Origin of the sequence: Helicobacter sp. MIT 01-3238 (assembly GCF_003364135.1) — a bacterium.
In the GTDB taxonomy this organism is placed as follows: domain Bacteria; phylum Campylobacterota; class Campylobacteria; order Campylobacterales; family Helicobacteraceae; genus Helicobacter_B.
Genome location: NZ_NXLN01000005.1, coordinates 57,773 through 72,763, shown reverse-complemented (window position 1 = coordinate 72,763; position 14,991 = coordinate 57,773). Strand labels below are relative to the sequence as shown.

General features: G+C 40.4%; 9 protein-coding genes, 4 tRNA genes and 1 pseudogene. 8 read left to right on the top strand and 6 right to left on the bottom strand.

Translation table 11 applies throughout. The annotated features are described in order from the left end of the window. Nucleotides 1-84: 84 nt before the first annotated feature. From CQA40_RS11795 to CQA40_RS02735, 3 genes and pseudogenes are all read left to right on the top strand, one after another. Nucleotides 85-1,116, top strand: a pseudogene (locus CQA40_RS11795) (coproporphyrinogen III oxidase family protein); the annotation flags it as partial. A 648-nt stretch (nucleotides 1,117-1,764) separates the two neighbouring features. Further along, the gene (locus CQA40_RS02740) at nucleotides 1,765-2,898 is read left to right on the top strand and encodes a DUF1561 family protein (RefSeq protein WP_115519434.1); all 1,134 of its coding nucleotides are present in this window, start codon (nucleotides 1,765-1,767) and stop codon (nucleotides 2,896-2,898) included. 16 nt (nucleotides 2,899-2,914) lie between these two features. Then, on the top strand, nucleotides 2,915-4,069 hold the full coding sequence (locus CQA40_RS02735) for a DUF1561 family protein (protein WP_115519433.1): 1,155 nt from the start codon (nucleotides 2,915-2,917) through the stop codon (nucleotides 4,067-4,069). Between the two features lie 111 nt (nucleotides 4,070-4,180). Here CQA40_RS02735 and CQA40_RS02730 read toward each other — a convergent pair. From CQA40_RS02730 to CQA40_RS02710, 5 genes are all read right to left on the bottom strand, one after another. Then, nucleotides 4,181-4,257 (bottom strand) — tRNA-Asp (locus CQA40_RS02730). 74 nt (nucleotides 4,258-4,331) lie between these two features. Next, nucleotides 4,332-4,407: transfer RNA gene (locus CQA40_RS02725), tRNA-Val, on the bottom strand. A gap of 35 nt (nucleotides 4,408-4,442) precedes the next feature. Further along, nucleotides 4,443-4,517 (bottom strand) — tRNA-Glu (locus tag CQA40_RS02720). A gap of 14 nt (nucleotides 4,518-4,531) precedes the next feature. Beyond that, nucleotides 4,532-4,607: transfer RNA gene (locus tag CQA40_RS02715), tRNA-Lys, on the bottom strand. A 206-nt stretch (nucleotides 4,608-4,813) separates the two neighbouring features. Further along, the gene (locus CQA40_RS02710) at nucleotides 4,814-5,554 is read right to left on the bottom strand and encodes a CinA family protein (RefSeq protein WP_115519432.1); all 741 of its coding nucleotides are present in this window, start codon (nucleotides 5,552-5,554) and stop codon (nucleotides 4,814-4,816) included. A gap of 251 nt (nucleotides 5,555-5,805) precedes the next feature. On the opposite strand from CQA40_RS02710, the gene ppk2 reads away from it, so the two are divergent. Beyond that, nucleotides 5,806-6,648 carry a polyphosphate kinase 2 gene (ppk2, locus tag CQA40_RS02705; protein ID WP_023928779.1) on the top strand — a complete coding sequence of 281 codons (843 nt, stop codon included), beginning with the start codon at nucleotides 5,806-5,808 and terminating at the stop codon, nucleotides 6,646-6,648. Nucleotides 6,649-6,905: 257 nt separating this feature from the next. Here ppk2 and pflA read toward each other — a convergent pair whose 3' ends face one another. Next, on the bottom strand, nucleotides 6,906-7,667 hold the full coding sequence (pflA, locus tag CQA40_RS02700) for a pyruvate formate-lyase-activating protein (RefSeq protein WP_115519431.1): 762 nt from the start codon (nucleotides 7,665-7,667) through the stop codon (nucleotides 6,906-6,908). A gap of 225 nt (nucleotides 7,668-7,892) precedes the next feature. Between pflA and CQA40_RS02695 the strand changes: the two genes are divergently transcribed. The 4 genes from CQA40_RS02695 to CQA40_RS02685 are packed head-to-tail and all read left to right on the top strand — an operon-like array spanning nucleotide 7,893 to nucleotide 14,585. Beyond that, nucleotides 7,893-9,935, top strand: coding sequence for a DNA methyltransferase (locus CQA40_RS02695; RefSeq protein WP_408941405.1), 2,043 nt, complete (start codon nucleotides 7,893-7,895; stop codon nucleotides 9,933-9,935). Nucleotides 9,936-9,947: 12 nt separating this feature from the next. Next, nucleotides 9,948-10,637, top strand: coding sequence for a DNA methyltransferase (locus CQA40_RS11840; protein ID WP_408941404.1), 690 nt, complete (start codon nucleotides 9,948-9,950; stop codon nucleotides 10,635-10,637). After that, on the top strand, nucleotides 10,630-11,640 hold the full coding sequence (locus CQA40_RS02690; RefSeq protein WP_220271888.1) for a virulence RhuM family protein: 1,011 nt from the start codon (nucleotides 10,630-10,632) through the stop codon (nucleotides 11,638-11,640). Before CQA40_RS11840 ends, CQA40_RS02690 begins: the two co-directional genes overlap by 8 nt. Then, entirely contained in the window at nucleotides 11,637-14,585 is a 2,949-nt protein-coding gene (locus CQA40_RS02685; protein ID WP_115519430.1) for a DEAD/DEAH box helicase family protein, read from the top strand. Before CQA40_RS02690 ends, CQA40_RS02685 begins: the two co-directional genes overlap by 4 nt. The last annotated feature ends 406 nt before the right edge of the window (nucleotides 14,586-14,991 follow it).

The window sequence follows — 14,991 nt, the reverse complement described above, 5'->3', positions numbered from 1 at the left end:
TTACAAGGAGTCCAAGTGTCAAATGTCGCCCAAAATCACTTACTAAGACACTCTCTTTTTGCAAAAAATCCCACAAAAACCCTCATAGAATCCCTTGCTACGCGCTATGCAAGCCACTCTATGCAAAGCGCACTAAAGCGGAGCTTCAAGGTGCGATTGGGGCAGAGCGAAATCTTGCCAAATGGCAAGCCCACAATGCTGTATATCCACATTCCTTTTTGCCACACATTTTGCCCGTATTGTAGCTTCCACAAATACCTTTATGATGAGAATCTAGCCGCCGCGTATTTTGATTCCCTGCGGGCAGAGCTACACATTATCAAGGACAAGGGCTTTGATTTTGACACGCTTGTGGTGGGTGGCGGGACGACACTCATCAATGAAAGCGAGCTACTAAAGACTTTGGAGCTGTGTAAAAAGCTCTTTAGTATCAAAGAAATCTCGTGTGAGAGCGACCCTAGCCACATTGAGAGGGCGCAACTAGAGCGATTTAGGGGGCTTATCACGCGCCTTAGCTGTGGGGTGCAGAGCTTTGATGATGAGATTTTGCGCAAAATCGGGCGGTATGAGAAATTTGGCTCAAGTGCGATTCTCCAAGATAAGCTAGCAAAGGCGTGCGGGATTTTGCCTACGCTTAGCATTGATTTGATTTTCAATTTCCCAAACCAAACCAAAGAACAGCTTTTGCGCGACATAGCTATCGCAAAATCTATCGGCGCACAGCAAATCACCACCTACCCGCTTATGCGCTCAAACCTTACTAAATCTAAGATAGAAAGTGCGCTAGGCGGGGCTATGCAAGATAATGAATTGGAGTTTTATAGAATCATTTGCGCGGAGTTTAGCGACTATAAACGCAACAACGCGTGGGGGTTTTCTAAGGTTTTGGATTGCGGGAATCATTTGGAAAATAGTGGAGAAAATCGCAGCGAAAATCTTGGGGGGAATCACGGCAAAAATAGCAAGGAAAATCGCGGGCAAAATCAAGCGACACAAGCAAGCACGCTTAGTGATGAATATGTCAGTGCCAATCATCAGTATTTGGGCGCGGGAAGTGGGGCGTTTAGTTTCATCGGCGGGAGGCTTTTTGTCAATGCGTTTAACCTCAAAGACTACTGCGAGAGCGTGGCTAAGAAGCGCAATGCAAATATCGCTTATACGGATTTTGCGAGGGTGGATATTTTGCGCTATTTGTTTTTGTGTGAGATTTTTTCAGGCAAGCTTAATCTAGAGGAGTTTAATGCAAGCAATAAATGTGATTTGGAGAAGGATTTGCGCTTGGAAATAGCGGGGCTAAAGGCGTGTGGTGCGATAAGGGTGGAAAGGGATTTTCTCAAAAAGCGTGATAAGGGGGATAATAGCGCGGGAGAGAATCTAGATTTTAAAAGGATACTGCGATGCACGGAGTTTGGGCACTATGTGTGCGTGGTGCTGATGAAAGAATTTTATGCGGGAATGGACTTGGTAAGGGCAGTATTTCGCGATGAGGCAAAGCTAGGGCTTGCTTCCAAAGAATACCTAAAGGAGCGTGCAAAAGGAAAAACAAAGGAGCAAATCCTAGATATTATGCGCTATGCAAAGGAGTGCTAGGGAGCAGGGGCGCAATAGGGATTTGTGAGGGATAAGAGTAAGCAAAACTAAATAGGCAGAATCTATTGCCAAAAACTTGTGTAAATCTAATCCAAACGCGCATTTGTAAGATTTCAGATGATATGTTGTAAAATCTGTTGTAATATGTCTGCATACCACTTTTAAGGATTTGCAATGCTACAAAAATATTCATTAGCGATTTTTGCGCTACTCTTTGCATCGCTATTTTTTGCTTCTTGCTCGCTTCATAACAAACCTATCAGCCAGTCTAGCCAAAATAAGCGCACTCAAGGACAAACGCTAAAAGCACTAGGAGCTACACCAAATCTATCTTCGCCTAGACAGCTCCCGCCAGATAATCCCAAAGATACTCCCATAGCTGTGCGAGTGCAGGGCAATGCCAAATGGTGCTATGCACCGCAATTCTCTGCGAGTGCGCAAAACTACTCATATATGGCACTTATAAGCTGTTCGCGTGATGAAGCACTCAAAGCTCGTTATGATGTCCTCTCTCGCCTAGCCTATTACATAAATAATACTTGGGTGTGTATAACCGCACCCGGCTCGGTGTTTAGCTCACTTAGAGAAGCTGATATGCTATACCTTAGCCCTTGCGTAATCAACGATGAAAGACAGCAGTGGAAAATCAAAAATGGGCAGTTTTGGAGTGTCGATGAGCGATATAGCATAAAAGATGATGGGGATTTTCTCTATGCAGCGTGGGCTTTTGATGAGAAATACAATGAACACAGCCTTGATTCTAGTATGCTTGAGTGGGAAAAAACAATCGCACCAGCGGGGACGCTTAATTTTGGATTTTTGCTATCTTGGGAAGAAAAAGGCGTAAAATACTATGTGCGAAATGACTCCTCCTCAACAGAAAAATACCCCTTGTATTACAATGTAGAGAGTGGGCATATCGCTAGTTATGATGCGTTTGTGCCACAGCTAAATTGTATGTATTCTAATCTAAATGGCGGGGATTGGGATTGGGTAGTGTGGGGAAAATGTGATGATACAAAGCCACCTAAGGAAAATAGAGCGTTTTTTAAGCCCGTGCTAATCGGTGAAAAAAAGGTAGCCTTGAAAGATAGAAATGGAAATTACTTACGCGTAACGCATTATGGGATTCATTGGGGTGTGCCCTACCTTGCTAAGCCCTCATATATCCCAAAAGACACAGCAAACGCGGCTAGTTCGGAGTTTATCATCTCTAGAGAATTCCAAGATTGGTTAGCACTTATTAGTGCAAATGAGGGGGATAATCTACCATTTTGTCCAGCTCCGGGAAATCCTAGACCTGATTAGGAATTAAGGGGAAAAAATGAAAAAATCATTGCATAAATCTTTGTTGCTTGTATTTGTGCTAATTGCATTTAGCGCGTGTAGCAAAGATTATAATATTCCACAAATCCCTGATGCCCACCCACAAGTGCAATCTCTGCTTGACTCTAGCACGGAAAAGGCAAAGAAAGAGTATGATGAGAAATATGATTATTTAGAGCGCAATGGATTTAAATTTGCCCCGCACGATTCTGCACTCACGCAATATCTAGCCAAAAATCCGCAAAAAAATCGCAGAATCTACACTAAGCCAAACACGCTTTTATTGACAACGCCCACTTTAATGCAACCTTTAATGCAGCTACCGCCAGATTTTAATCTAGGTGCGTGGGAGCAGAGGCTTTTGCAAATCATAAATACCACAAGGCGCGATTCTGCGTCTCACTCGCAGGGTATTTGTGGCGTGTGTATGCTACAAGCATATCAAATAGTCGCAGAATTTATGCACTATCACAACTCTCCACCCACAAGCGGTGGATATTTTTTTGATACCGCACCAAATACCAATCCATTTACAAGTTTTCAGCAACGGCATTCTATACTGCACGATACTTTGGCAGATATTGAGGATTATTATGCGATTCCCACAACCGCAGCTTCAAGCGTATTTCTAAACTCTATGAATACCGCGATAGCTAGCTCTATTTCTATGCTTCCGCAGTATGATTGGAGTTTGTTTGGCGTGAGTGCAAACACGCAGGGCATAACGGACTTGATAGATAGGCTATTTAGGGATAGCAGGAGGGGGGATATGTATCTTGCATTTTTGTTGCTATTTTTGCCAGAGCGAGAAACTATAATGGGGCATACCGTGGTTATTTTGCACACAAATGAGGGCATTGTAATGATTCCTACAAATATACGCGCTCTCTCGCTTGACGCGCTTCGGCGATATATGCAGGTAGCGACCAACAATGCTGAACTACGCGCAAGGCTTACTGCTAGGGCAAGAGGGCGCACTTCAATCCTAGCAGGGCTAGGGCTAATAGAAGTGAGAGAAGCCCCAAATCTGCCATTTGCTAGTGCGCTTTCTTTTAGCGATTGTGTAGGCGAGGGAGATGATAGGCGTGGGAATAACGCACTCCCTAGCGCAGCTACGCTAAATCAATGTGCTAGTGGTAGGTGCAATCAATAAAGCATATATATGTGTATTTTGGAATGTGATTTTTAGAGAAAGTCAAGTAAAAATTGCTAGGCTTTGTGTCGTAAGTGTAGCATAAGAAGTAAAAAGTGAGAAAAAGCTAAGTGGCGCAGCGGACGGGGCTCGAACCCGCGACCTCCGCCGTGACAGGGCGGCATTCTAACCAGCTGAACTACCGCTGCAACCTTAAATCCGCGCAATCACGCAAAACATAACGCAAATCTACGCAAAAAGAAAGTAAAAAGTCGCTAAATCGTGGTGGTCGCTATAAGGCTCGAACTTATGACATCCACCTTGTAAGGGTGGCGCTCTACCAACTGAGCTAAGCGACCAGCGATTTTGATAAGAAAAAGAAGTGATGAAAAAGTGGTGACCCCTAGGGGATTTGAACCCCTGTAGCCACCGTGAAAGGGTGGTATCCTAACCACTAGATGAAGGGGCCACTACTTAATCAAATGGTGACCCGCGTTGGATTCGAACCAACGACCCATTCCTTAAAAGGGAATTGCTCTACCAACTGAGCTAGCGGGTCAGCACCACAGAATCAAAAAACAGATTACAAAATCAAATAAAAGAACAAGTTTATAAATTTCGCACTTCTCTTGCATAGATTCCTATCTCTTAACAAAATTAACGAAATCTAAGCTAGAGATAAAGCCTTAAGCAAAATACGAACCAAAAGCCCAAATAAAAAGCAAAACGCGATTATATTGTTTTTTGCCTTATTTTGTCAAGGGGTTATATGATTTTTAGTAGCATTTCTAGGGCTTTTTGGCAAGATTGCTCTTGGATTTGCTCCCTAGTGCCTGTGAAAAAATACTGCTCTATGAGGGGCTTTTCGCCACACTTTTGCACACCCAAAAACACACACCCCACAGGCTTTTGTGCGCTTCCACCGCTAGGACCAGCTATGCCAGAGCTAGCTAGTGCCACTTGTGCGCCAAATCTATCTATAACTCCGTGTAGCATTTCGCTTACTACTTTTTCGCTCACTGCACCAAAGTCTTGCAGGCTTGATTCTCTCACGCCCAAAATCTCCTGCTTTATGGAGTTATCATAGCTTACCACTCCGCCCAAAAACACCGCAGAAGCTCCAGCGTTTCGTGTAAAATGATAGGCTAGAAGCCCGCCTGTGCAGCTCTCTGCGGTAGCACACATAAGATTTTGGGCTTTTAGTCGCTCCAAAGCAATAGAGTCTAGGCAATCTCCAAAGAGGACATTTGCACCAAAAAACCCCTTGCACCACGCGACAAACTCGCTAAATCTCGCCTGATTCTCTTTTGTGCCGTTTTGACTTTGTGCTGCATAGATAGTTGCGCATATATCGCCATCTTTTTCACATACAAGGGCGTATTTTTCCAGCATTTCCCCGCACAAAGTCATAGCATCTGTTATTTGCATATTTAGAAAGTAGATTTTGCTTAGTGGCGTTTGGGCTTTTGTTTGAGTATTTGTTTTGGCATTTGGGGAGGTTTGCATAGATTTTCCTTAAATGGATTTTAGAATTTTTTTGTAGATTTTAGTAGCCTTGTGGTGCTATTTTGATTTTGCAAATAACTAGATGCTAAAAGATAGATTTATAGAAGTGTAGGCTAAAAAGCGGATAGATTTTGCTACTTTTGGGTAAAAATGCGATATTTTAGCCAAAATTTAAGAAATTTAAAGTCTATTTTAAGTTAATTTTCTTATCATTTATTGCTTTTTATTTCATTCGCTGTAAGGAGAAGTCAATGTCAGAAAAAAAAGAAACAAAAAAGGCAATTACGGTTCGCCCAGAATCCGTAAAAACAAACGCTAAAGATGTGTTTAAGAAAAAAACGGGGCGTCTAAAAAGGGAGTTTTATGAAAACGAAATCCAAAAACTCCAAGTAGAGCTACTTAAGCTTCAAAATTGGGTAAAGAAAAATAACAAAAAAATCGTCATTATCCTAGAGGGACGCGATGCGGCAGGAAAAGGTGGGACGATAAAAGCCCTAACAGAGCATCTAAATCAGCGTGGATTTCGCATCGTAGCACTTGCTAAGCCAACAGAAGTAGAAAAAACACAATGGTATTTCACGCGCTACATAGGCTCTTTGCCAAGCGGTGGCGAAATCGTGTTTTTTGATAGAAGCTGGTATAATCGTGCGGGTGTGGAAAGGGTTATGGGATTTTGCACGCCTGAAGAGTATCGTCAATTTATCTACCAAGTCTCTAGCCTAGAGCAAATGCTTATCGCAAGCGGGACAATGATATTTAAGTATTTCTTAGATGTTTCGCGAGATGAGCAAAAATTCCGTATAAAGAGGCGAAAAACAGACCCACTACGAATGTGGAAACTAAGCCCGATAGATTCCAAATCGCTTGATTTGTGGAATGAATACACTGCGGTGTTTGAAAAAATGTTTTCACGCACGCATACGCCTTATGCGCCGTGGATTATCGTGGACTCTAATGACAAAAAAGCAGCGAGGATAAATCTTGCACGAGATTTGCTAAGCAAAATCGACTATGAGGGCAAAGACCCATCAAGCGTGTGCTTGCTCCCAGACCCCGCGATACTTCACCCATACTCACAAGCCCCTCAAGCCTAAATCTACTACGCTAAAGGTGTGAAGCCTTTAGCGTATTTTTACTTTGTCTTAGTTTTTTTTAGCTTTTATGATTTCTTTTTGTAGTTTTGCTTTTTTAAGTGATTTTTCTTAATTTTGTCGGCAAAATCTTATCCTCAAAAATCTATTCCCAAAGGCTACTTTAGGATTATTTTAGAGTTTGGCTAAAATTGATTAAAAAGGCTCTACCAAGCGCAATCTCTAAACAATGCAACCCCTCGTATAAACCCTACGAAATCTCACACCACCACCCCATAGTCCGCCAAAATCCCCTTTGCTTCTTGCATTGCCTCATTTGTGGGTGTGGGGAGGGCTGCTAGCTTGTAGGGCAAGCCTAGCTGTGCGTATTTGTGCGCCCCTAGCTGATGAAATGGCAGGAGCTGGACTAGCTGCACGCACTTTAGCCCTTGCAAGATTTTACCTAGTGCGTGGATTTTGGCTGTGCTTAGAGTGTAGTTTGGCACGCACACATAGCGCACCCACACGGGCTTATTTGTCTCCTCGCAGTAGTGGAGCGTTTTTAGCGCGTTTTCTCCGCTAGCACCTGTGAGTGCCACGCAGTCGCGCTCATCTACCTCCTTTATGTCTAGCAGGAGCATACTTGCCTCATCTATGCACTTTTTGGACTTCTTAAGCGGGACAACCCCGCTTGTGTCTATCGCGCTGTGAAATCCAAGCACCTTCAATGCGACTAAAAAATCATACAAAAACTCGCTTTGTAGCAGTGGCTCGCCTCCAGAAATCGTTCCCCCGCCATTTTGGTAGAATTTTTTATAGGGCAAAATCTTTTTAAGAATGTCTTTTAGATTCATCTCTTGCCCGCTGTGCGTGTCCCAAGTGTCAGGATTGTGGCAGTAGAGACAGCGCAGGCGACAGCCTTGTAGAAATAGCACAAAGCGCACGCCCGGACCATCGCTCCCACCGAAGCTCTCCATAGAATGCACACGGGCTTTTATGTCTTTGTAGCGGTTTAGGAAGTCTTGTAAAATCAGTGTTTTCATCTAGCAAAAGCCTTATGTTTAAGAGTCCAAAGCAAAGCCAAAATCTTAACATAAATTGGCTAAAATATCGGGCTTAAAATCCCAATCAAAAGTGGCTTAAGGGGATAAAGATAGGGCGAAATTTGGCTATAATTTTCTATTGATTTTTTTAGATTTTTAAGAAAAATTAGCGTGAAACAAAGGAATTGCAAACATAGTGTAGTGGGGCAAAAAAGGAATGCAGATATGGACTACAAAAAGGCGTTTTATAGTAAGCTAGAGGATTGCTATCTTGGGGCAAAAGTCAAGGAAGTGAGTGCAAACAAAGAAACCAAAGTGGCAAAAGAATCAAATACAAATAGCGCGTTTGCAAATAGCCAAGCAAGTAGCAGCGATAGCTCCACCAAAAGTGGCTTTACAAACCTACTTCATATCAAAGAGCAGTATTTCGCACATATCAAAGCACACTTACAATCACGCATAAAAGCCCTCATCGGCAATGACACCATAGAATCAAAAGACATTTATAACAAACTCTACACATTTTTTGACAGCTACCTAAATGAGACAGGCACGCCGTTTTTTACCGATACGCCCATTTATAAAAACATTTATGCCAAAATTTATAGCAATTCCAAAGACACAAGCCTTTTTTACAAAACACAAAATCTCTACTATGTCAAAAGCGACACACTCTATCAAAGTCTTATTTTGCAAAATAATGCAGAAAAAGATAGTGAGGGTAGATTTAGCATATTTTTTGATGCGAGTGAATACAAACAAAACGCCGATAATAGCAAAAATAAGGTGATTTTTAAGCTTGATTGTATCACAAATGGTGCGTTAAATTCTACCCACCCCCTAGCCCCCTCCGCAGAGGGAGGGGGAACAATAGAGTTGCATTCCGCAAGTGAGGGGGAGCAAGAGGATAATTTGTCAATCCCCCAAATCACCATAAAAGTAACCAATCAAAAAGATTTATTTCCCGATTCGTTCAATGTATTTAAATCAAATTCCAATGAATTTAGCGATGATTTTATCAAAGCACTAAGCGATAATAATTTATTGCCCAAAAAGCCTACCGATTCGCACATTGAGTCGCTTAAAAAACTCTTTTCAAGCTACAAAAAACAAAACGAAATCGACTTCTTTATCCACAAAAATGCCAAAGAGTTTTTGCAAGAGCAGTTTGATTTGTGGATGTTTAGCTATCTTTACAAAGATAGCGCGTTTCAGCAGTGGGAGGAAGTCTCTATCAAGCGATTGCAAAATGTCAAAAATCTAGCTTATGAGATTATTGACTTTATCGTAGCGTTTGAGGAGGAGCTAAAAGCGATATGGCTTAAACCAAAATTTGCCAAAAATACGCAATATGTGTTTAGTATCAATACGATTTTATCAAACGCCACAAATGCAAACGCACTTTTAGCAAAAATCTTTAGTGACTCACACTTTGAATCGCAAGTCAAAGAATGGAAAGAGCTAAATTTAGTAGGCGAGGATTTTGCTCTCTCATCATTGCAAGGGAACGAAGCAATACAAGCACTCCAAAATGATAAATATAAATTTCTGCCCATTGACACAAAGCATTTAAGCAAAGAGAGTAGATTTGCCTTGCTTTCTGCATTTAGCGATTTGGAGTCTTTGCTAAATGGTGAGCTAATCAAAAGCGATAATTTCCAAGCCCTAAACTCCATAATGCCAAAATATCAAGGAAAAATTGATTTGATTTATATCGACCCTCCTTTTAATCTTGGCGAGAATGCTAGTTTTGATTATAAAGTAAATTTTAAAGATTCTACTTGGGCTTCGTTGTTAGATTCTCGTTTGGAATTAGCAAATCAAATTTTAAACAACAAAGGAAGTATTTTCGTAAGGTGCGATTATAATGGAAATTTTATAGTAAGAAGCTTATTGAATAACATTTTCGGCGATGATAATTTTATCAACGAAATTGTAGTAAGCAAATCAGCAAAACTTACAGAAACAATAAAAAAATATCATAGCGGAAGCGATTCACTTTTCTTTTTTGGAAAAACAAATGATTGCATTTTTAATGTTCAGGGCATTCAAAGAGAAGAGAGAAAGTGGAGAGATATGCACTTGCCCGGTGAAAGATGGTCGCCAATCCCAAATGATTACATTCATTTATTTTCGCAAGATAACTTAGTTATTAAAAATGGTAAATACACAAGTAAGGCTAGAATTATATTGGGTAAAGAATTATTGCCACCCAATGGTAGGCATTGGGCTTTAAGTCAAGAAACAATTTTTGAATTGGAAAAATGAAGTGAAATTAGATTGATAGACGGCAATCCAAAAACACAAGAAAGTGATATAAAAAAATTGACTTCAAATTGGACAGATTGGGTGGGATATTCTAGTGATTGGGGATTTCAAACAGAGAATCACGAAAAAATTTTACAAAGGGCTATTTTGACAGGAAGCAATCAAAATTCTACTATTTTAGATTTTTTCGTAGGAAGTGGGACAACTTGTGCTGTGGCTTTAAAATTAGGACGAAAATTTGTAGGCGTAGAGATGGGCGAACATTTTTATAAAGTGGTGCTACCAAGACTAAAAAAGGTCATAGCAGGGTTTGCTAGCGGTATCAGCAAAGAAGTGGATTATAAAGGTGGCGGAGCGTTTAGATATTATGAATTAGAATCTTATGAAGAGGCTTTGGCAAATTGCGAATATGTTTTAGATGAAAATTCTATCATTGACTATCGCAAATCACGCAAACTTATAAAAGAGCTAAACAAAGAATATGATAAGCCAATAACGCTAAATATGGGTGGATATAGAGCGGAATTTGATATATTTCAAACTATCGCTAACCTTATGGGGTGGAAAATCAAGCGATTATTTTTGGATAAAACAATAGAATTGTGCGAATATAGTAACGGTGAGATTTTAAATGTGCAAAGCATCAACATAGCAAAATACCCAAAGCTAAAAAGCCTTATTTGGTGGGAAAGTAATGCCTAAAAAGTCGCCTGTTACGCAACTAATGCCAAATAATCCTATCGTGATTTATCAAGATTCTAGCGACTCACCCTCCATTAGCATTGTGCTAGAAAATGAAACGCTATGGCTTACACAAAGGCAAATTGCCGAGCTTTTTGGCGTAACCAAACAAGCCATAAATCAGCATATAAACAATATTTTTGCAGAGGGTGAGTTGGCAAAAAAATCAACTATCAAGTTTTTCTTGATAGTTCAAAACGAGGGAAATAGGGAAGTTTCGCGCGAAATCGAGCATTATAATTTGGATATGATTATCTCGGTGGGTTATCGTGTGAATTCCAAAAACGCGACAAAGTTTCGCCAATGGGCTAGTAAAATCCTAAAAGAATACATTATCAAAGGATTTGCGCTTGATGATGAGCGACTAAAAGGACAAAATGAGGGGTATTTTGATGAATTATTAGAGCGACTTAGGGATATTCGCTCTAGTGAGGCAAAAATCTACGCCCAAGTGCTAAAAATCTACTCCACAGCGATAGACTATGATAAAGACGATGAGCGCACAATCGAGCTTTTTAAAACTATTCAAAACAAACTCCATTATTCTGCACACGGATATACAGCTAGTGAGGTGATATTTGAGCGCGTAGATAGCGATAAGCCGCATTTGGGGCTTACAAATTTCAAGGGCAAAATGCCGACCAAAAAAGAAAGTGAAATTGCCAAAAACTACCTAAACAAAGATGAACTAGAAGCACTAAATAGAATCGTAAGCGCGTATTTTGAGTTTGCCGAGCTATCTGCGATGAATAGAGAGCCAAAGACAATGCAAGAGCATATTGATAAGCTAAATGAGTTTTTGCGTTTTTCTGGACGAGCGGTGCTAGATAATGCGGGGAGTGTGTCGCACAAAAAGGCGATACAAAAAGCACATAAAGAGTATATCCTCTATAAGCAAAAGACAAAAGAGGACATAGAAATCGCGTTTGAAAAATTTGCCAAACAAATTGAGGACAAAAAATGAGTAAGGCACAAAAATCCCTAAGCAAACCTGTGGCTAAAAAACTTGTGCTAAATGAAATCATCAAAGAGAATTATAAAGATTTTGATGAGTTTTTGCGTGAGCTAGAATTTGGCACATTTTCTTACTCTATCACACTCCAAGACTACCAACAAGCCGCGCTAAAAAATGCCCTAATCGCGCTAAAACTCTATATGGGCGATACAGAGGACAATCACAAAGATTTGCGCAATATAGAGCGATTCCAAGATAATGCGCTTAGTCTTTTGAATGCCTATCACACATACCAAAAGCAAAATCTTATGCCACAAATAAAGCGAAGCGAGATAAACAGAGCTAGTTTTTGGATGGCGACAGGCAGTGGCAAAACTATTGTGATGATAAAACTTATCGCCTTGCTAGGTGGCTTAAGCCAAAAGGGCGTGATTCCCAAAAAACCCATAATGTTACTCGCACCAAATGATAAGATTTTGGAGCAGTTTAGAGCGCAGATAGAAAGCTATAATGCCTTTAATGCTAAGCAAATAACGCCTATTGAGCTAAAAGACTTTGAGAGAGCGCAATCTAGCGGGAGTTTGTTTGGCGAAGTGGTGGTGTATATCGCTAGGATTGATTTACTAGACACAGCTGAAAATGTCGGCAAAGACGCAAAGGCAAAGCGACTAAATTATAGAAATTTCCTCACACAAAGTGGGTGGTATATCCTGCTAGATGAAGCGCACAAAGGTGATAGCAAGGACTCCGTGCGCAAAAGCTACTTCAATGCTTTGGCAAGTGGAATGCGTCCAAATGGCGAGATTTTGCGTAATAATGACTTTGCGCGTGGATTTATATTTAATTTTAGCGCGACATTTGAAGATGAGCTAGATTTGAACACTTGCGCGTTTAACTATAACTTAGAGCGATTCAATAATGACGGCTATGGCAAAAATATCGCCGTGCTTGATAGCGATTTGCGCTCATTTAGAGACAAAGGCGATGAGAAAACACAAAGAGAGAAAATCATAGAAAGTTTTGTGCTATTTTGCGCGATAAAACAAAGCAAAGATAAACTTTTTGACAAATTTAGCGAGTATGAATCGCTGCAAACAATGCCATTGCTATATCACAATCCTTTGATAATCGCTGTAAGCGATAAGGTAAATACCAAAGAAGCGGGGGTAAAGCTCTATTTTGAAGCGATTTTGCAGATTTTGGCAAATGATATAGACATAAAGCCAATCGCGCAAAATCTAGCCACAAAGCTAAAAGAGGCAAATATGTATTTCGCTCAAAATGAGCTAAGCGAAGCGTTTTTAGACATTGTGCGTAGTGTGGATAGCAAGGCTGTGAGGGAGAGTGTGTTTTATGCGGGTGGGATTTCTAGTGTAGAGGCGTGCAAAATAAAAGGCAATGATAAAGAACTCGCTTTTAAAAGCAAAAATGCAAATAAGCCATTTATGCTACTTAATATTGGTAGCACAAAAGAGTGGGAAAAGCACTATTTGCAATCACTTGGGCTAGAGAGTGGAGAGGATTTGGGATTAGGCTATTTTGGTAGCATAAATGATAGCACTTCGCCTATCAATATAATGATGGGTAGCAAAGTCTTTAACGAGGGGTGGGATAGCAACCGCGTGAATCTCATCTGCTTTATAAACATAGGCTCAAAAAATGCCAAAAAATATGTCCTCCAAACTATCGGGCGAGGGGTAAGAATCGAGCCTTTTGCAAATGTGCGTCAAAGGCTAGAAAAAGCCCATATAGACATAGCCATAAAAGAAAATCTAGCTCCGCTATGCGTGGGGGTGGAGACACTTTTTATAATGGCGAGTGATTATAGTGCGATAGAGGCGATACTAGAGGGGATAGAGGCGTTTAAGACAAGTGGGAGCATAAAGGGGTTTAAAATTCGGCGTGATTTTTCGCCACTGCTCGTGCCGACATACAAAGAGGGGCAAAAGCACAATGAAAACTACGGAATTTCTAAGGTGGATTTGGAAAATCTGCAAGAGTATGTAAAAAGCTATGATGAGGATATTTTGCTACTTTGTGGTGGGGCAAGTAGTGTGGATATGGGACTACACACTATCGCAAAAATCCGCGCAAATGAGGGCTTTGAAGTGCGGGGCAATAAAAAAGTCTTGCGCTCTAGTAATGCTTTTGTGGTAATTGATAGGTTTTTTCACGCAAAGAGAAAAGAGTTTAGTAAATTTGTGAATCTAGATGGCGAAATCTGCCATTTTGAGAGATTCACAAGCACACTTGATGAAATGGTAATCAATGAAATAAACAAAAAAATCAAAGAGCTAGTAAGCAGTAGCCCAAGCACCAAAAGCGAAGCACAGCTAATGGAGGAAGTAAAGCAGAGCAAAATCAGCATAGAGCAATACACACAAGCCATAAAATCAAACGCAAGCAAATCCACGCAATGCGAAGTGTATGGATACAAGCTAGATTCTAGTCTATCAAAGCACTACTACAATCCACTCATAATCGATGAAAAAGGCACAAGTAGGGAAAAAGGAAGTATCGTGTATGCTATAAGGCATAGCAGTGAGGTAGAATTTTTGCGTGATTTGCAGGGCTATATCTTGCGTGAGGATAGTGTGCTAAAAGATTGTGAGTGGTGTTTTTGTCGTTTGGTAGAAAATGTCGATGAAATCTATATCCCTTACTTTGATGAGAGTGCGCAAGAAATGAGGAGATTTTACCCTGATTTTATCTTTTGGATTAAGCGGGGAAGTGAGTTTGATATAGTGTTTATAGACCCAAAGGGAGTGAGCCTCGCCCCGCAAAACGCAGAAAATAAAGCGCAAGGATTTAGAGAGATTTTTGAAAACATAGCTTTGACATATCAAGGGCAAAATGTGCGTGTGAAGCTAGTGTATTACAACAAAAACGGCACAACAAATGCAAATCTAAAAGAGTATGTGTGTAGTGATATGCAGGGTATTTTTAAACTATAAGGAATGCTAAGTGCAACTCCTAAAATCCAAGTAAAAGCTAGAATAAATAACGATAAAATGCCAAGTAAAAATTGATAAATGTCGCCTGAAAATACTTGCAAAGGAGCAAAAGCCAAATGGAAATCAGCTAAATACAAATGGCGATTATCTACTAAAAGATAGCAAGGGCAAAAGCCACATTGTGTGCAAAGATTTAGCGCAACAATAGCTAGAAACTTTTTGGCTAAAAAGCCTTAGCGATGATTTTGTGCCAAAATTTACACCATAGACAAAAGAGATTCTCTCACAAAATGGAGTAAAAAAATCCACCTAAAATAGGCTTTTTTAGTAAAGCTAGAAGCAAAATCACAAGATAAGACACCTAGATAGGATAAATCCCCCTCCTTAGATTTGTCATATCTTTTTC

Coding starts and splice junctions, on each gene's coding strand:
- CQA40_RS02685 (WP_115519430.1), top strand. CDS start 11,637: ATGAGTAAGGCACAAAAATCCCTAAGCAAACCTGTGGCTAAAAAACTT.
- CQA40_RS02710 (WP_115519432.1), bottom strand. CDS start 5,554: ATGCAAACCTCCCCAAATGCCAAAACAAATACTCAAACAAAAGCCCAA.
- CQA40_RS02695 (WP_408941405.1), top strand. CDS start 7,893: ATGGACTACAAAAAGGCGTTTTATAGTAAGCTAGAGGATTGCTATCTT.
- pflA (WP_115519431.1), bottom strand. CDS start 7,667: ATGAAAACACTGATTTTACAAGACTTCCTAAACCGCTACAAAGACATA.
- ppk2 (WP_023928779.1), top strand. CDS start 5,806: ATGTCAGAAAAAAAAGAAACAAAAAAGGCAATTACGGTTCGCCCAGAA.
- CQA40_RS02735 (WP_115519433.1), top strand. CDS start 2,915: ATGAAAAAATCATTGCATAAATCTTTGTTGCTTGTATTTGTGCTAATT.
- CQA40_RS02740 (WP_115519434.1), top strand. CDS start 1,765: ATGCTACAAAAATATTCATTAGCGATTTTTGCGCTACTCTTTGCATCG.
- CQA40_RS02690 (WP_220271888.1), top strand. CDS start 10,630: ATGCCTAAAAAGTCGCCTGTTACGCAACTAATGCCAAATAATCCTATC.